The 18,037-nt window shown below is 44.9% G+C and carries 18 protein-coding genes and 1 tRNA gene; 12 read left to right on the top strand and 7 right to left on the bottom strand.

The features are described 5' to 3' along the window. Positions 1-197: 197 nt before the first annotated feature. The 6 genes from V202x_RS05075 to V202x_RS05050 all read left to right on the top strand — a co-directional run bounded on the left by V202x_RS05075 (position 198) and on the right by V202x_RS05050 (position 9,137). Complete coding sequence (locus V202x_RS05075) at positions 198-986, top strand: IclR family transcriptional regulator (RefSeq protein WP_145171806.1); 789 nt, start codon at positions 198-200, stop codon at positions 984-986. A gap of 65 nt (positions 987-1,051) precedes the next feature. Further along, entirely contained in the window at positions 1,052-2,110 is a 1,059-nt protein-coding gene (locus V202x_RS05070; RefSeq protein WP_145171804.1) for a DUF1559 domain-containing protein, read from the top strand. Continuing rightward, positions 2,107-2,538, top strand: coding sequence for a hypothetical protein (locus V202x_RS05065; protein WP_197993235.1), 432 nt, complete (start codon positions 2,107-2,109; stop codon positions 2,536-2,538). The genes V202x_RS05070 and V202x_RS05065 overlap by 4 nt, the downstream gene beginning before the upstream one ends. 46 nt (positions 2,539-2,584) lie before the next feature. Next, positions 2,585-5,251: an FAD-dependent oxidoreductase gene (locus V202x_RS05060; RefSeq protein ID WP_145171802.1), complete on the top strand. Its 2,667-nt coding sequence runs from the start codon at positions 2,585-2,587 to the stop codon at positions 5,249-5,251. Positions 5,252-5,432: 181 nt separating this feature from the next. Next, positions 5,433-6,890: a DUF1501 domain-containing protein gene (locus tag V202x_RS05055; protein WP_145171800.1), complete on the top strand. Its 1,458-nt coding sequence runs from the start codon at positions 5,433-5,435 to the stop codon at positions 6,888-6,890. 243 nt (positions 6,891-7,133) lie between these two features. Continuing rightward, positions 7,134-9,137 (top strand): hypothetical protein, encoded by a 2,004-nt coding sequence (locus V202x_RS05050; RefSeq protein ID WP_145171798.1) that lies wholly within the window; start codon positions 7,134-7,136, stop codon positions 9,135-9,137. A gap of 13 nt (positions 9,138-9,150) precedes the next feature. On the opposite strand, the gene V202x_RS05045 is transcribed toward V202x_RS05050, so the two are convergent. Together V202x_RS05045 and V202x_RS05040 are read right to left on the bottom strand one after the other, a co-directional pair. Next, the gene (locus V202x_RS05045) at positions 9,151-10,491 is read right to left on the bottom strand and encodes a hypothetical protein (RefSeq protein ID WP_197993234.1); all 1,341 of its coding nucleotides are present in this window, start codon (positions 10,489-10,491) and stop codon (positions 9,151-9,153) included. A 46-nt stretch (positions 10,492-10,537) separates the two neighbouring features. Beyond that, on the bottom strand, positions 10,538-12,346 hold the full coding sequence (locus tag V202x_RS05040; protein ID WP_145171796.1) for an ArnT family glycosyltransferase: 1,809 nt from the start codon (positions 12,344-12,346) through the stop codon (positions 10,538-10,540). A 389-nt stretch (positions 12,347-12,735) separates the two neighbouring features. Between V202x_RS05040 and V202x_RS05035 the strand changes: the two genes are divergently transcribed. From V202x_RS05035 to V202x_RS05020, 4 genes are all read left to right on the top strand, one after another. Further along, a complete protein-coding gene (locus tag V202x_RS05035) occupies positions 12,736-13,053 on the top strand; it encodes a BON domain-containing protein (protein WP_197993233.1) in 318 nt (105 codons plus the stop codon). Positions 13,054-13,326: 273 nt separating this feature from the next. Then, entirely contained in the window at positions 13,327-13,557 is a 231-nt protein-coding gene (locus tag V202x_RS05030) for a hypothetical protein (protein WP_145171792.1), read from the top strand. 62 nt (positions 13,558-13,619) lie between these two features. Beyond that, a tRNA-Ser gene (locus V202x_RS05025) sits at positions 13,620-13,706 on the top strand. A gap of 354 nt (positions 13,707-14,060) precedes the next feature. Then, entirely contained in the window at positions 14,061-14,435 is a 375-nt protein-coding gene (locus V202x_RS05020) for a hypothetical protein (protein WP_145171790.1), read from the top strand. Positions 14,436-14,481: 46 nt separating this feature from the next. Here V202x_RS05020 and V202x_RS05015 read toward each other — a convergent pair whose 3' ends face one another. The 3 genes from V202x_RS05015 to V202x_RS27370 are packed head-to-tail and all read right to left on the bottom strand — an operon-like array spanning position 14,482 to position 15,261. After that, entirely contained in the window at positions 14,482-14,853 is a 372-nt protein-coding gene (locus V202x_RS05015; RefSeq protein ID WP_145171788.1) for an RHS repeat-associated core domain-containing protein, read from the bottom strand. 18 nt (positions 14,854-14,871) lie between these two features. Further along, positions 14,872-15,072: a hypothetical protein gene (locus tag V202x_RS05010; RefSeq protein WP_145171786.1), complete on the bottom strand. Its 201-nt coding sequence runs from the start codon at positions 15,070-15,072 to the stop codon at positions 14,872-14,874. 45 nt (positions 15,073-15,117) lie between these two features. Beyond that, positions 15,118-15,261, bottom strand: a complete 144-nt coding sequence (locus tag V202x_RS27370) for a hypothetical protein (protein ID WP_197993232.1) — start codon at positions 15,259-15,261, stop codon at positions 15,118-15,120. A gap of 161 nt (positions 15,262-15,422) precedes the next feature. Here V202x_RS27370 and V202x_RS05005 point away from each other — a divergent pair, with 161 nt between their 5' ends. Beyond that, positions 15,423-15,638 carry a hypothetical protein gene (locus V202x_RS05005; protein WP_145171784.1) on the top strand — a complete coding sequence of 72 codons (216 nt, stop codon included), beginning with the start codon at positions 15,423-15,425 and terminating at the stop codon, positions 15,636-15,638. Between the two features lie 171 nt (positions 15,639-15,809). Then, the gene (locus V202x_RS05000; protein ID WP_232098849.1) at positions 15,810-16,544 is read left to right on the top strand and encodes a hypothetical protein; all 735 of its coding nucleotides are present in this window, start codon (positions 15,810-15,812) and stop codon (positions 16,542-16,544) included. Positions 16,545-16,580: 36 nt separating this feature from the next. Here the strand turns inward: V202x_RS05000 and V202x_RS04995 are convergent, their stop codons facing one another. Both V202x_RS04995 and V202x_RS04990 read right to left on the bottom strand, forming a co-directional pair. Next, positions 16,581-16,931: a hypothetical protein gene (locus tag V202x_RS04995; protein WP_145171780.1), complete on the bottom strand. Its 351-nt coding sequence runs from the start codon at positions 16,929-16,931 to the stop codon at positions 16,581-16,583. Between the two features lie 16 nt (positions 16,932-16,947). Further along, entirely contained in the window at positions 16,948-17,940 is a 993-nt protein-coding gene (locus V202x_RS04990) for a DUF1559 domain-containing protein (RefSeq protein WP_145171778.1), read from the bottom strand. Positions 17,941-18,037 lie beyond the last annotated feature (97 nt).

Raw genomic sequence — 18,037 nt, 5'->3', positions numbered from 1 at the left:
CCATAGATTTCATTACAAATGAAAATCGAGAACGTTTAGAAATAGACGCAATCGCGTTTAGCAACCAAGAATTAACTGCGAATATCGTCTCGTCTACTTCAGTGAAAATCGATTTCAGATCAGAATTCGCTTATTTTATTTGACAGCACGATGCTTCATATGTACTATATATCAAACAATAATCTACAGGTCAAACTATGAAAAAGAAAACTGCCGCGATAGATACAGACCGCTACCATGTGCCTAATCTCGAACGGGCCATCAAAATTGTGGAACATTTGGCAGATCGCCCTGAAGGAATCACTATGAGCGACGTAAGCGTCGCTTTAGAAATCCCGAAAAATAGCGCATTTCGAATTCTGAGTACACTTCTTGCCTATGGCTATGTGTTGCGTGATGAAAAAACTCAGCAGTTTCGTTTGAGCGGAAAGTTCCTGGGATTAGGAGGTAGAGGAGCAGGTGCAGAACAACTACTGGAAAACTCGATCGATGTGCTACGTCGGCTGCGAGATGAAACGGGTGAAACGACTTTGGTAGGACGTCTTATAGATCGGGAAGGTGTTGTACTGGGACAAGTTGCCAGCAATCATCCAATTAAGGTACTCGTCGAATTGGGCACTCGTTTTCCTTTACATGTCGCTGCCCCTGCCAAAATTATGCTGGCTTATCTGCCACCTGCAGAACAAGAGCGACTCATCGCAAAATTGACACTCAAAAAATATACCAACCGTACCATTACGAGCATAAAGAAATTGAAGTCCACGCTCAAAGCGTCCTGTGATCTAGGTTATGCTGTCGATTGGGGAGAAGAAGTCGAAGGCATCAACTGCGTTGCTGCCCCCATTTTTGACCATAGTGGCTACCCCATTGCTTCCATTTGGGTCACTGGTCCTGAACCAAGAATCGGACAGCAGCATTTTGACAAGTTTGCTGAAATCGTAAAAAAACATGCCGCGGAAATCTCATCTCGAATGGGTTATGTATGACGTTATATCTATTATTTTATGAATAGCAGTTTCTTTTGTACCTGATCGTTGAGGAGCTAAACATCATGCCAGCGACACATCAAATACATAGTCAGATCTCGCATTCTGCCAGGCAACACCGGCTGAGAAATATTTGCTCCTCTCGTCGGGGATTTACGCTCATTGAATTACTGGTTGTAATAGCAATCATCGCCATTCTCATTGCGCTCTTGTTACCAGCAGTCCAACAGGCACGCGAAGCGGCAAGACGTTCTGATTGTAGAAATCGCCTGAAACAAATTGGGCTCGCATTACACAATTATCATGAGACCCATAGTGTTTTTCCGCCTGGTACTGTGATGGGCAGTGCGTTTCCGCAAACTGGCTGGTGTAATTTTCCCGCAAGCGGAAGTAGTGTCAGGAATGGCCCTCCCTGGACAGTGTTGATACTGCCATTCCTCGACGAAAGCAATCGTTACAATCTGTTTGTCTTTGAAGAGCCCTTTACCGGTTTCGCCAACCACGCTCCAACGGGAACACATCCACATGGCTCTGCGGCTAATCATACGGAGTTTTTGAAAGGAAACCCAAAATTTCAATGTCCGAGTGATATCAACTCTCAAGCCGGGGCTAACAACAGTAGCTACTTTGGTGTGAATGGTGGAGCCACTGGCCCAGCCTCGGGAAGGTGTTCGACACAAACTGATCGTTGGTTTTTTACCAATGGGATTCTTCACACCGATTCCAGAATTCGCATGCGAGATATTACCGATGGTTCAACGAACGTATTTATGGTGGCTGAGTCCAAGTATCAACTCAGGCCTGGAAGCCGGACTCCTGCAGATGCACACTATGGTTGGGCCTCAAGTGATTCCAGTCATCAAGCACCGGGTGAAATTCCCGGAGTCCAGGTAGGAGCACGCTGGCAAATCAATTACCTGGATTCAGATGGTTCAAAAACGGATACTGGATACAGCAATCGTGGAGCCATGAGTGGAGCTTTTGGCAGCTTTCACGAAGGGGGATGTCATGTCTGTATGGCCGATGGCTCAGTCCATTTTCTCAGTGAGAATATGGATTTAACCACTTATCGAACTCTCAGTGACCGAGATGATGGGCTTCCAATCGGAGGATTCCAAAAATGATTCACACAAACATTGCCAAACGAATCAGTTATCATCAATTTGGCTTCCTCATTTTTTTGTGCGCTCTCATCGGATGTGGAGGCTCGAATTCTGGTCTTACCAAATACGACTATTCAGGGACGGTGACCTTTAATGGAAAACCAATTCCCATTGGTTATATCTCTTTTGAACCAGATTCGTTACCCGGCCCAGGAAGTATGGCCAAGATCATCGAAGGTCGTTATGAAACTCCAGCAGGCAAGGGATTACTTGGAGGTCCCTACAAAATTCTCATCAGTGGATTTGAGGGGAGTAGCAACCCGGAAGCATTGGGGGATGGTGCTCCGATTTTTGTAGATTATCATTTAATAATGACACTACCTGAGAAAAGTACAACACAAAACTTTGAAATCACATCCGCTGATATTAAGCAGAACAAAGATATATAAGAATAAATGATACATAAGAATAAATACTGAATAAGAAAATCAATTGATGACAAAACAACAAACACTCTATTTTTTAATTCTGATGACCGTGTGTCTTCCTCTGCGCGCGGAAGTAAAAGAGTTGAAGTGCGATTTATTAATCGTCGGCGGAACAGAGTCGGGTTGGGCAGCCGCGATCCAGGCCGCTCGCTTACAGGTCAAATCGATTACGCTCGTATTGGATGGTGAGTGGCTGGGGGGGCAGTACACAGAACAAGCACTGGCTTGCGTTGATGAAAATAAAGGAACTGGTAAAGTGGGCTGGGGAGTCGACTGGCATCCAATGAAACGCTCCTTTCATCGTAGTGGACTGTTCAAAGAATTAATGGATCGTATTGAAGCGTTTAACACACAAAAATATGGGACTCCCATGCCAGGACGTCCTTATCACGGCCCTTCCACCTTTCGCCCTGCTGAAGCTCAAGTAATTTTTCGAGAAATGCTTCAACCTTATATCGACAGCGGACAGGTTCGATTAATCACACGCCGATATCCTGTCAAAGCAGATGTCAATCGCCAGAAACAACATCCTCAATTAATGGGACTCTGGTTTGCGCCAGTCGGTTCTGAAAAACCAGACCTGCACTGCACCGCCAGATTAACCATCGATGCTTCCGATTGGGGTGAGGCAATTCAGGTTTCTGGAACTGAATTTGAATTTGGAGCTGATCCTCAATCGCGTTATAACGAACCAAGTGCACCACTGGATACCAGCAACTATCCTGCCAACGAAATGAATCCCATTACCTGGGCGATGATCGTTGAAGAATCCGACAAAGATTCACCGATACCTAAACCAAAACGCTACGATGATCGTAATTTTGTGCGTACTTCAAAACTCAGTCTCTCTAAGATGAAACAGCTTCAATGGGATCGACCGGTAAGATTGGGATCCATCCCCCATTGGCCCGATGCGGGTAAAGCATCGCCGCGTCAACTCTCAATTTTTACCGTGCGTCGCATCGTAGATGGTTATACGAGCCTAGATCACAAGACAAGTATTCTGCTGAATTATATGTTAGGCCAGGATTACCCACTCGAGCGGCTGCCACATCATGTGATCGAGGCACTAGAAGAAACTGAACCAGGTGCTTCGAAGAAAAATATCGTATTAATGAACCGCCAGCAAAGGCAAATTATCTTTGAAGATGCAAAACGACATTCGCTATGTCTGTTATACCACCTGCAAAACTTTGTACATGAACATGCTCCCGATAAAACCAACAGTTTTAGACATTTTCAGCTCAGTGATGAATTTGGAACTGAAGACCAACTACCGCACAAACCCTACATTCGCGAATCGTTGCGGCTGAAAGCCCTGTATATGATGCGGGAGCAGGATGGTCGCAATCATGATGGTCCCACAAAAAAATTCGCACGCGAGCGATTTGCACATGTGATGTATCCGGATGGACTATTCGCCTGGCAATTTCATTACGATTTCCATCGGACGGGACGTGCTTATTTAAAAAGAGAAGGGAATAAAGGTCCCTGGATCGACTATGAAAAACCAGGCCGTAATACGAGCCTGATCAGTGATCGTTCTGTGTTCCCGTTGAGGAGCTTAATTCCTATAAATATGGATGGCTTACTGGGAGCACAAAAAAACGTTGGATATAGCAGTATTGTCAGCGCGGCAATTCGGTTACATGATCAGTGTGTGGCCATTGGTCAGGCTGCCGGCGCCACTGCAGCTATTTCCTTACGTCATGGGATTGCTCCTCGAGAAATTCCTTTTCAGCGTGAGCAATTGGAGCGAGTACGCACGGCATTATGTGGAACACTTGAGACAGGAACGCCTGTGTTAATCTGGCCATATCGCGATTTGGCACCCGCTCATCCCTACTTTGTGGCCATTAATCGTCTCGCTGCACGGGGAGTGATCCCGATGGAAGTGCGGAAAGTCGATTTTCGTCCCAATGATCGCGCAACAACTGAGTGGCAAAGGGAAACGAAACGCTTAGCACTAGAGACCATCGAACAATCTGATTTGACATTGGAGATTTCTAATGAAATCAGTCGAGGAAAATTTTGTCAACAATTGTGGGAGCTCATCAAAGACCAACCCATCCGAAATTTTCGTCGTTTGACAACTCACGATGCAGACGGTGATAGTATTTTGGATGTTGATGACCCCACTCCGTTCACTCCCGGAAAACCGATTGAATGGAAACAGGAAAAATTAACGGCAGACCAAGATGGATTGTTAGACAAATCGAAAACGCCACATTCCCGAAGAATCAATTTCACAGGACTGCACTCAGCCCCCTTGCCAAACTTTGAAGCGGACCATGGTTTTAAATTCGATCAAAAACGTGGATTCGGGTGGAGTCGTGATATCAGACACAATCATCGACAGCGCAAAATTCTTCCGGAATCCTATCGGGATACATTTCTTTTTACACGTGATCATGATATTTGGGAGTGTAAAGTCTCCAACGGGCGCTGGCTAGTCACGGTTTGCGTGGGAGACTCTGGACACGAACAGACCGGACAGTGGGTGACAGTTGAAGGCAATCAGGTTATTAAAGATGTCGTGACGGCCAGTGGTGCATTTCGCGAACAGAACGTCTTTGTCGATGTCACCGATGGACGACTGACGGTCGAAATTGGAAAAGCGACAGCGGGGACAAACACCTGCCTGAACTGGATCTGCTTAGAACCGGCTCAGTAAATTAGCAGAATTCACCTGTTTTTCTTGCATGGAACCTGTTCTTTTTCTGTTTATTTCCCCCTGACAACTTAGAAATCTATTGAACGCATCAACGAATGACGATATATTTAAGAAGATTAAATATTTAGTTCGTACGCACCGCTCGTGCTTCGTCATAACAGAATGGGAAGTTGAGTCTGATATGAAGTTCAATCAACATTCAAATACTCATGGGCAACACGCCTTTACAGCCTTCAATCCCCTGATTCCTGAGGGCTTAGTTTTGCGTAGTCGTCGGAATATGCTAAAAGCTTCGCTCGCAGGAATCGCGGGGCTCTCGGTACCAAATCTGTTACGGGCTTCAGACCAGTTGAAATCCGTAGGAAAATCTTCACTACCGAAAAAAAGCGTAATCCTCCTTTGGATGACCGGCGGCCCCAGTCACATTGATACCTGGGACCCTAAACCGGATCGTCCCATACAAAATCGCGGTCCCTTTGGAGTGACAGAAACTTCCGTACCCGGCATTACAATTTGCGACCGGCTTCCCAAGCAGGCGGCAATGATGGATCGCTTTACTTTGATCCGATCAGTCGATCCCAAATTCAGCAGCCATCAACCCAATCAAGTCATGCAGACCGCCAATCTATTAGCGGCCCCACGTACCAATCGAAAAGGGGATAAATATCCAGCTATCGCTTCCATCGTCGCCAAACACCATGGTCCCAACGATCCCAGCATGCCCCCATATGTCGCGTTTATGAAGCATCATTCGCATATCGCCTGGGGGGGCTATCTGGGAAAAGAGTATGACCCCTTCATCGCCAACGATGCAGCAAACTTGCCGGTCTATGATCTGGTGGGAAAAGATACTGGCAAAATGAGTGGCGGAAAAATGTTCCAACTCGCCTCCGGACTCTCCTCCGAGCGAATGAAGAGCAGGCGTGATTTAATGCAACAATTCGACAAATTGCGAAGTGATATTGATCAAGCAGGCTCTATGACAGCGCTAGACAGTTACAGTCAACAGGCTTATGAAATGGTGCTCGGTCAGAAAGTACAACATGCATTCGATCTGAACCAGGAATCAGCGACCATGCGCGATCGCTATGGCAAACATCTCTGGTGTCAACAGGCGCTTCTCGCCCGGCGCCTGGTGGAGGCCGGAAGTGCTTTTGTAACGCTCGATCTGAGTTACCATACCGCTTCCGGAACATGGGACAATCATGGTGATAATGTCCCCCCTTATGGTGGGATTAAAAATGGTCTGGGACCGATATTACCTTTATTTGATCATTTACTGACCACATTAGTTCAAGACCTTGAAGAACGTGGATTACTGGATGAAGTCCTGGTCATTGCAATGGGCGAATTTGGTCGAACTCCCGTCTCTGGAACGCAGGGAAGCACTGATGGCCGCAATCACTGGCCCGTGGTAATGTCGATGTGCATGGCGGGTGGTGGATTGAATCATGGTCAGGTAATTGGTGCCAGTGAAAAGGACGGTGCCAATATCAAACATCGCCCTGTTCGTCCAGGAGATCTTGCTGCAACAATCTACAAATATATGGGAGTCCCCCTGGATACACATTACGTCGATGACAAAGGACGCCCCATTCCCGTCATTGAAAATGGTGCCCCCATCCACGAGTTATTCTAAGTCTTTCCACTGCAAACGTCGCCCTTCTTTGCTTGAAGTTTGATTTATCTTATCTATCAAGGCACGTTTTTTGTCGAAAAAACAAAAAACAAGGTGTAAAGCCACCAGTTCCCCGTTTGTTTTTTTTGCAGCTTATTATAATCTGAAAACTGAGGCAAAAAGGAATACGCTGTGTTCTACTTTTTTATCTCTCAAAGAAAAACGGAAACTGATCTGCGCAATTTCGGAAACCATCCCTGTTTTATGACCACCTCAACCACCTCAATTTCAACAGCTTCTGGAGAACTTCCGGAGCAGACCGCTTGCTCTCGAAAGCTTCGTTGGCTCGTATATATTTTGTTACTGGCAGTGACAACTGGCCAAGGACTGGCAGCGATTCTGAACAGCGCGCCTCTACAAAGTGCCAATGATCGGTCGCGGTGGTGTACTATCTGGTCGTTGGTGGAAGAAGGTACGTACGCAATTGACACGATCAATGAACAAGCGGGTTGGTCGAGCATTGATAAAGTCCGTCATGAAGGTCATTTTTATTCAACGAAGCCACCTCTGTTTCCAACACTCGTCGCTGGTCTCTATTGGATCATCAAAACCACAACGGACCTTAATCTGAATCAGAATTTGTACGACGTGTCTCATATTATATTGGTAGTGGTTAATCTGTTACCGATGATCATCGCTTTGTTACTCATTTGCGCGATAGTCGAACGGTATGCACACCACGACTTTACTCGTTATTTTGTGGTTATATCCGGCTGTTTTGCTACCCTTTTAACACCGTTTCTTTTGACACTCAATAATCATTCAATCGCCACATCCAGCGCCGTTTTCGCCTTGTATCCTTTCATGAGGATTTTACTGGATCAGGAACAAAAGAAACGGTATTTTTTGCTGGCTGGTTTTTTTGCCATGTTTACCTGCTGTAATGAGTTACCGGCGGCCCTATTTGGTTTGATCGTTTTTGGCCTCTTGTTCAAAGCGAACCCTCGTTTCACTTGCTTTGTGTTTACCCCCGCAGCACTCCTACCTTTGGTCGGTTTCTTTGTGACTAACTATGCCGCAACGGGTGGCTGGAAACCCTTCTATCTGTACTATGGAACCGAAAAATATCTCTTCGAATATCGTGGAATCCCGAGCTATTGGAAAAATCCACAAGGACTTGATCGAAGTCTGGATTCCCCGTTGGTTTATTTTTTCCATTGTACTTTCGGGCATCATGGTATTTTTTCACTCTCTCCAATCTATTTGTTGACATTGCTCTCCTGGCTCTTTCTCAGCAAATTCAAAGCGAATGTGCTACGCCCTCTGTTATGGATTAGCCTAGTCCTGACTCTAATTTTATTCGGATTTTATCTTAGCAAAACAAGCAATTATAATTATGGCGGGAATAGTTCAGCATTACGCTGGATGCTATGGCTCACTCCTTTCTGGCTAATCAGCATGATTCCTTTCCTGGATCTGTTTTCTCACAAACGTTGGCTTCAGGTCTTTGGATCATTATGCCTAATAGTGTCGGTCTTCTCAGCCAATTATCCATTACATAATCCATGGCGGGCGCCTTGGATATTTACAATGTTTCAACAGTCCGGTTGGATAAACTACAATCAACGACCTCCAGCACTTGACCACCCGATGACAACATGGCTCTTCTCCATCCCTGAGCCGACAGCTGAAACTCCAGAACCATTCGTCGAATTCACAGGGCCAGGTATTGATGGCCGCCTGATGAAACTCACTCTCACCGTGAAACCTTCACTTGAAAACGAAGCCTCAAAAAACCTGCGTACGATTCAGGTAACACGATTCCTGGGAACTAAGGAAGTCGAATCAAAACAATACACCATCGACGTGGTCGCCTTTCAAGCCGGGAAATGGCCAAAAGTGTTTTTACGTTGGCCTCATCCAGAAATCAGCCAGGCAGAGAAAAATGCAGCCTATCGTTTCTTTTATGGTATGCCGCGCCCCCGTAAATTTAATGCTGGAAAGATCCGCCATATATTCACCCCCCTGCGCGATGACGCCTTTCGCTGCCAACTGGCGGCTTCTCAGGTATCAGTCATTGTTGCTGCTAACACGGAGTCAGAAAAAAAACTGAGATACCGAAAAGATCTCTGGCTGTGTGACCACATACCATTCGGAATAGCAAAATTTGAAACTTCGGTATATGACGAACAAACAAATCAGCTACTCAACAGGCAAACCTTCATTGTTACAAACGCCAGTGGAATTGGTACAATCCCTGCTGAGTAGACAACGAGGATTACTACTTCTGCGGACTGGCGGGGCCTTTCATTGGTTGAACCCAGGCACGCTCAATTTCTCCTGTCTGTGCGGGATTGGGATGCAATTTTGAAGAACGAATGAGAGCCCGTACGTAAATTTCATTGCCATTGAAATCATATTTGGCGGTGGGCCCTTTCACTGTCTTCAAGTTCGCACCAATTTTTTTGCTGTAACGTTTTGTGGCATGTACCTCGTGTCCTCGCTTGTCTAAAACGGGTATGCCCTGCTTGGGATAACCTTTCAAAGTGCCTATAAAATGAGTCGTGTATTCTACCCCTTCCTCTGGATCGATTTCGATCTCCAGGCCATCATCGGAATAAGTGATTGATTTGAGTTTCACTCCTGAAGAGGCATAAAACCGCCCGGCTTCCATCGCCTCCACAAGTGATTCTGGATCAAGATTCCTGGAAAGCACGACAACCCAGCCTCTGCCTGGCTCGCTCGCGCGACTTGGAATGTTATGATATTCATGCCCATCATCGGTAGACAATCCATACATTATTGGCAGATCCAACTCGGCTAATCTTTTGGTTAAAATAATATCCCACATCCGATCTGTGCTGGGATGTGATTCATCTCCTCGATTATCAACGCCTGGATGGCCATTATAGACTTCGAAGAAATTCTCGCCGACCACTTTCATCAGTTCTTCCGCAGTGACTCCATAATGAAAATTAGGATGATTCAAATGAATCATCATCTTCTGGCCGGTTCGCTCACGTTGTGCGAGCAAAGCGTTTGTATTGTTCTGCATTACGTCGTAAACACTCTTGCCCCCCAATGGAGTTAGTAATGAATGTAAATTCGTCGCGTTCATATGCACGGGCATATTTTTAAATCGGTCGGTAACCTCTTCACTTTGAATCAGCAAAAATTTTCCCGGTTCCCCCAACTTATCTGATACTTCCTGAAATGTTCGCAAACGAACTTCAATCTGCCCTTCTTTGTTTTTGCGTTCTTCAACCCAATTGGGAAACCGTTTTTTCAATTCTTTGTAAGCATGCAGTTTGCCTTTATTTTTTTCGGGAACAGTCCATCGCTCTGATTGCGCTAGTACATTATGGTCTGTAAAAGAGAGAAAATCATAACCATGTGTTTTATACCAGTCAGCAATCATCTCCAGGTAATCATCGCCATCGCTCCACAAAGAATGCGTATGCAGGTTTCCTTTGTACCACTTTTCATCAGCAGATTCTTTTAATTCTACTGGCTCTGCAGCGAGAGTCACTGAACTGAAAAATAACAGACAACTTAATACGAACTGTGTGCTTAATTTTAGACCTGAATGGGCTTTAGACCGTATCGATTCAAGGCGAGTCATATTCATAGCTCCAAAGTAATTATCTCAATCATCAAAAAATGTATCTTCAAAACCCTTGGGGGGATCTGCTTACCAGATCTGCCTCGAGTTCCTGTTGTTTATATACATCGGGTGAAGCCACTGGCTTTAAAACAAACCCTGCATTGATGATATTTCGCAATGCAATTGGAGAGGCTGCCCAACGAATAATCACATGTTTTTCTGCGTCAACTCTGCTTGCTGATTTTAAATTTGCTGACTCTGGTAAATCTAGATCTTGAGGCAGAACAGCACCTTGGATCTGTTTGAAATTGATGTCTCCCCAGAGATAAAAAATCAGGAATGTTAGCTCCATTGGGGGTTGATCGTCTTTACTCACCAGAATGCAGTCCGACACATTCTGAGTTAAACGCAGTTGATGCTCGAATTGTTGCAATCGTTCTCCCGCCGGGTTAGGTTTCGGAACCGAATAAACTCCGTAAACAATGTGTAAACAAGATAACGCGATCACTAGCGCAATGACTACAACACGATGGCCATGTTCTTTTTTAAACCGATTGCTATACCAGAGAACCATAATAAGCGATAAACCCAGAACGATTAATTGTCGCAAAAAACGGCCTGAAACTTCAGGGCTCAGTGTGTTTCCCTGGGAGGCACTAAGAAAAATCACAGACAGAACACCGACTGTAAAAACAACCAAAACAGTTGGATAATTAACTCGTCGCAAAGCAATCTGTTGAAATTCCCAAGCTACAATCGCAATCATAGGAATCATAAAGAACAGCTTCCACATTGCGCGGGTACTGGCCTTCATTTGTGGCAGATACTGCACTCCCCACCAAAAGAACAACCCACAAATGACCCAAATCATAATCAATCTTAACCAGGCCACATCTGTAAAGTTCCCCTGAGGATTTAAGATACGCTTTGCTCCATGAAACAATCCAAACAGAGCAAACCCCAATAAGAAGCCCATCGAGGACATAATATCACGCAAAAAATAGTTGGGATAAAATTCGGATTTCCAGTACAAACTGATCATGGGCTGGCCAGGTCCTGCAAACCATTTCCCCCAAAACCCATCAATCTGTGATGCAGCCATTAATTCCCACCAGCCTCCCACAGCAAAGCCAGTAAATGCGAGTATGACTAATGATTTCCAGGCACGAACTGCTTGTATCAATACAGGTATTTTTTTCTGATCTGAAGGAAGACGACTCTTGGGAAAATCGATGGGGTTGATAATAAAAAGCCCCAATATCAGCAGGACTCCCAGTGCCAGGGATCCTCCTGAAAGTAAACATATTCCTAATGCAATTCCACCAAATAATAACTTCTGAGACACAATTCCTGCTTCAGACTGAATGTGCCCCACGAACCCCCAGATCGTTAATAAAGCAAATACGATCGGAAACGCAGGTGCTTCGATAAGTTGAATCTGTCTTAAAACCAAAGGATGAAATGCCAGAAGGAAACAAAAGACTGTCGCGTATCGGGCATTACAAAATTTTCTGGAAAATCGATATGCAATAAACAGTAGAAGCGAAGTTGAAATATAGGAAAAAAAAACTAATGAGGATGACCAATGACCAATTAATTTAAGCAGGCCTGTATAGATCCAGCGTACGAGAGGAGGCTGGGAAATGAGTGCATTACCGCTATCGCTGATTAAACTGGCTTTCCCGAGACACTGTAATCCAAACCAGGCTGACAGCTCATCAATTCGATAAGAATGGAATGCCAAAAGTCCTGGCCCCAAGGACAGCAATATGACTAAAGGCGACATGACAGCCGCACGTCTCATCACTGGAAACAAGTCATGAGCAGGCTCTACTGATCTCTGTAATAGTTCCTGATCACTAATGACTACCAATGGAATACTTTCTTACAACTTTAAAATTGAAATCCGTTACTTTATCGCAGTACTTAACGGGCATAAACCTCTTGAGTGCAATCACTCGCTTCAACAGTATTTATTGTAAAGCGTACGCACAAGAAATACCAAGTGAGTTTACTTAACAAAAATTGCTTGTAAGCCATGGGTATCTCTAAGTGCATAAACTCTAACAGAGTAGGACTTTTTGACATCGGAAACATACCAGTAGTGCCAATTATCATGGTTGTAATCCGTAGTTCTAACCAGAGCTACGAAATCAATCAAACCATCACAGATTTCCTAATTTTCTCAAAACTATTAGGCCGATGAGAAACTAGTGTGCAAATGCAGGCTGCACTACTTCTTTTAACTTCAGGATGAGAAAAATGTATAAGGACAAAGTTAATTTTTTAAGATCCTTAAAGTATCGGTCTATTATGTCACAAAACATCACTATCGACCATGCTCATCAACTCTGTGAATTAGTGAAGCATGCAATTACAAACTCAATATTAGTAGCTCATCAGAACATTCAATTCAAAATTGATCAGCAACAGGTAGTTTTAACCGGAAATGTGAACAGCTACTACGAAAAACAGTTAGCTCAAGAATCTGTAAGTCGCGTGAAAGGAGTCAGGCAGGTCCACAATTGCCTGACTGTAGAACCGTTTCTACAAGAAGAAAAAGCAGAATTTGCTCACTGAAGAGGAACAGGGGAACGGTCGAATTCTTTTTGATTTCATCTGTCTTCAGCTCAACTCAATAAGTGATCAATTGTCTTGTTCCACAACAAAATACGAGCTAATACAGTAGGTTACGCGCGCTGACCGTTGTCATATCCAGCCTGGTATTGCTAGAATCCTTGTTCGATTTCTTTTTCTGGAAAACGAAACGTTCTTTTTACGCACAGACAATCGGGTTGAACCGACACAACACATAAACGGTCATTAATACAGAATAAGGGACAGTGGAAGACAATGTCTTTAAGAAGAGCTCAATTAGAACGACAATTACAAAACGCTGAGTCAGCGATTGAAGATTATAGTAAAGTGCTGGACGAGCAAAAAGTTCCAGATGATCAACGGAAAAAACATCCTAAGATGCGACAGTACAACGCACAGAGAACTCAAATCGTCAATCGATTAAAATCTCTGAAAGTGATTGAAGACAGAGAAGAATCCTTCAAACAGAGCGAATCACAAGACTAAGTTCGAACGACTGACTTGTTTCAAAGTAACACGTCAAATTGTTTGACATAACGGACTTATTCGGAGAGGTGGCAGAGTGGCCGATTGTGCAGCACTGGAAATGCTGTGTCCCGGTAACGGGACCGGGGGTTCGAATCCCCCTCTCTCCGCTCATTCGATTGCCGTTGAGTTATAACCCACTAACTCAGCAGCATTTGCTTTATCTGGACCGCTCCAGAGCTTCCCATTTTTGGCATAAGGGTTCTCTGAAAAGTCTTGTTGATGAATCGATCATTAAAACAAAACCGGAAGACATCGTTCCGTATTGGCAAAGTCCGTGGCGATCTGTGAAGTCAAATCTGGTATCTCACCTATCAAGAAAACGGTAAATGTTTACGCCCCCGGATTGGTCCTGACAAAGACCATGCGCGTCAGATTGCAGCTCAGATCAATTCTCAACTGGAGTCACACACGCATTCAGTTTTCAATTTTGAGCCGGTGCAGATCGATGGACTGCGAACCAGATGGCTCAACTACCACCAACAGGTTCTGCGTTCTTCTCTACAGACCATCAAGCGGCAATAACTCATCTAAGTAACTTCGTCAGAGAGATAAGTATCGCGTCGAAAACATCTCAGTTCCAGGCCAGACATGCTGAGGAGTTTGTGCATTATCTGCAAACGATCAAAGTCGCTCCTAATGGATATGAGAATTCCCAAAAGCGTCCTCTGCTCGATAAAGGCATCAAATACATCTTGCCATGCTGCCGAAGTATGTTTAGTTATGCGATAAAACGACGACATCTTTCTCCTTATGCCGAGACCCCATTTTCCTGTCTCGATCTGGGCCGCATCCTGATTGAAAATGCCAAAACTGTTTCTATCTTCAGTCCCAATTAGGAAAAAGCATTTCTGAAAGCCTGTGACGACTGGCAGGTCAAAACACTCAATGAACGTGAAATCCCATTGATTGATGAACTGAGAGATAAAGGTTACTGTCGCCATCATCAAAACCAATTGGATCCTCTGATTTGAAGCGTCCCTCGCCAGCACCATAAAACCGATTGCGGAGGCTATACAGACCGCTTTCGGCGTCATGGTAATGACCTTGATTCCCCACCCATTGATACAGGTTCACGGTGGTGCCGGTGCTGCTTCTAACTTCACCAAAGACCCTATAGAGATAAAAGACCCTATAGAGATAACTGTCGGTGACGGTTTCCATTTCATCGGTCAGTTCTCGAGTACTGCCCAGTGGATTAAAGCGGTAGAAGCTGCTGTCGGTAGAACGCGTCTGGCTGATCAGATTGCCATACACCTGAGGTACGACCGTGTATTAGGCTTCGACGGTACCCACATCATTCAATTCGAGCGCGATATTCTGATCATCCCAGAGGTAGGAGGTGAACTCCAGGCCCGTTTCTTTGGAAAGACGAAGTTCATCACTCTTTCTGTTAACGGAAGCATCGGTATAAGTCACCAGATCCCTGTTCGGACTTTCGATTTCCTGACCTGCCCCGTGAATAACCCCAGTCACACGACTTAGTGTTCTGTAGTTTTCATTGCTGTTCTGATACCCGGCTTACCCGCAGGAAAGTACACGCTCCGTTGCCGTACCATCGACGCCAATGGCAAAGCCCAACCAATGCCCCGCCCCTTCCGAAAATCGGGACATGTGGCCATCGAGCAGAAAGACATTGTGGTGACCGCTTAGTCTGTTCTTCAAAAAGTATTTCTTGAACCTATCATCACAAATAATGATGAATATCGTTCATTATGAAATCAATTCAGGTTAGACTCAAGAAAAATTGCTGAGAGAATAGAACGGAGATACCTCCATTGCTGAATCAGGTTTTCTCACATCATATGATTCTAGAGTAGAGTCAGATGCCAATTTATTTACTCACGGCAACCGATGAAAATGGCAAACGCGGGACGCATCGGGTTGATGCAGAGGATTCACAAGATGCCTACAAAAAGTATGAATCTCAAGGGTTTGTTGATATTGTTCTGCATAACGACGATGCAGCTGCAGCGGCTTCAGCCATGTTTCCGTCAAATCCAGATATGGAAAAAAATCTGACAGCCGTGGACATGGCCTAGCTACAGTTTCTCACTCCCTTTCAATTCTTCCTGTTCATGTTGCGCAAGACCTATTGGCAGTTGCGTTGGGTTTTGCTCATTATTGTTAGTATGCTTGTGTTTCGGTGGATGAGAACTCCTGAGATCAGCGATATTGATTATCTGATCCTTGTTTTTTTAGGAATTCCTATCGTGATCAGTTTCTGGGTTGCCTATTTTTCACCTCGCCAAAAATATGACAAAATGCTTCATGCCTTTTCCTGGGGAAGATGGCAAGAGGTCCTTGATCAAGTTCCCAAACTTCGAGGCAAAGTCCCTGATTTTGAACTCACAACCCGTGAGGCAGTTGCTGAAGCCGCATTGGGAAACGTTGATCAAGCATATGAGATGATGGAGCATTTTGCTGATTCGTCAGAAGTCCCACGTTGGATGTACCTGGGACGCCTGTCAGAGTTGTATGAAATCGTCAAAGACTATGATCAGGCTATCGAGTGTTGGCGTCAGGCATATGAAGAGGCACCAAAAAATCCTACAGTAATTATCGACTATGCCTATGCGCTATTGAAATATGGTAACGATTACAGTCTGGCCAACCAGCTTTTGGAAGAGGCGGAACAGCAGCACATGGGCGAAATGATTGAGCTCTTAATTTTATGTTTTAAAGGAATTCTGGAGCTGAATCTGAAGAACTTTCGAGTTGCAGAGTCACTTTTTCTGAAATGTCAGTCGGGCTTATTACCGATTGCTCCTACTCAACCACTGTTGCAGCTTTTTGTAGACTTCAATCGAGCCTATCTCGCAATTACCTTGGCAGAACTTGGTGATAGTGAAAACGCACAAAAAATTTATGAACTAGCGTTGCCACGATTACAGGCGTTAGGTAGCGAACAGGTTATGGATCGTTATGCAGAAGTAATCGCCAGATAAGTTTGAAAAAGCAACTCTTCCAGCAACCATAAAACCCTACTTCTTCTTTTTCTTCGCCTCTTTCGCTTGTTTTTCCTGCATTTCACGATGGGCGGATTCGGATTCGAAGACTTCTTGCTTTTCCTTTTCCATTTCACTTTTCACTTCGGGAGTAATTTCGCCTGAAGATAATGTTTCATCGCTGGAGCCACAGCCAGGAAACAGGCACAAAGAGATTAATAATAGAGCATATGAGAGTAATTTCACAGTTTTTCCTTTGACGTGATTCTTCTTGTAGTAAAGCAAAATTGTTTCGATGCGCTGGTTGCCAACAGCAGGGCATCCTTCGTTTCCGGGGGGAAAACGTCGGAAGCCCTGCGTTCGCAATGGCGTTTTTTTTGAGGGCATACTCAGTCAATCGATTTTAGAACTCGCCGACCGTCTCCCCGTCGTTTCGCATACTGATCCGACGCATGACTTCGCCATCGATGTTATAGCTAATTAAACGTACCGAACCATCGGCCAGACAGGCATTCATTCCACCGTGATGTGCTGAGCCGAAGTAGGGATGCCAGTTAGTCCAGTTAACACCACCTTTATCAACGACACCTGCGGTGTTGGTAGGTGCATCGGAATCGGGTAGGGGAGGGATACCATATTCCAGACCGGCACTGTTAATACCAGCACCCCAACGAATAACACATTCATCCCAGCCCGCGTTATTCCAAGGCTCATTGTCACCACCATCAGAGCCATGACGATCAGGGTGTAATGCTTTTTCGGCAACCATGATGGTGTTAGACGCACCATCTTTAATATCATTAATCCGCAGTTCAGTAACCGCGGTGGTTTGAACAAGAACTCCCTTTTGGCCATTACTGGGAGCACTGGCGACTCCACCTGGTCCACGTTGCCCCCCATTTCCAGCATAGTCGCTACGATAAAATCCGCTACCATAAGAAGTCGGCTTACGTCGACTGGGGCAGTAGTAACTTTTAATACCTTCGCGCGCGACAATGGGATAAGTTCCCACAGGGTCATCATCCGTGCCCAGTTCATAAATATTTGCCTGTTCCATATAGGGGAGAATCTGATAACTCCAGCTCCAACCTTCACGTTCTCTTGCGTTACAGCAGGCAAATGAAGTCCCTGCACCATCACGGGCTCCTGTTGGAAGATGATCGTGCACATCGTGGAAGTTATGAAAGGCCAGCCCAATTTGCTTCAGGTTATTTTTACACTGTGTGCGGCGTGCTGCTTCACGTGCCTGTTGAACGGCGGGTAACAACAAGGCAATCAAAATCGCAATGATGGCAATAACTACCAATAATTCGATCAGTGTAAACCCATGACGATTTTTTGAGGATTGTTTTAACGTACCGGTAGCCCGGGAAGAAAATGGACGTAACGTCATCATTTTCTAATCTCCTTAAATTGAAAAAGAAAAGAATCTAAAACAGCTTTTGAATTTTCAAGGCGGGATAATGCCGGTTTGGGTCTTGACTGACCATAGC

The sequence above is a fragment of the Gimesia aquarii genome (genome assembly GCF_007748175.1).
In the GTDB taxonomy this organism is placed as follows: domain Bacteria; phylum Planctomycetota; class Planctomycetia; order Planctomycetales; family Planctomycetaceae; genus Gimesia; species Gimesia aquarii_A.
The sequence above is the reverse complement of the archived record's forward strand: the minus strand, read 5'-3'. Positions and strand labels throughout refer to the sequence as shown.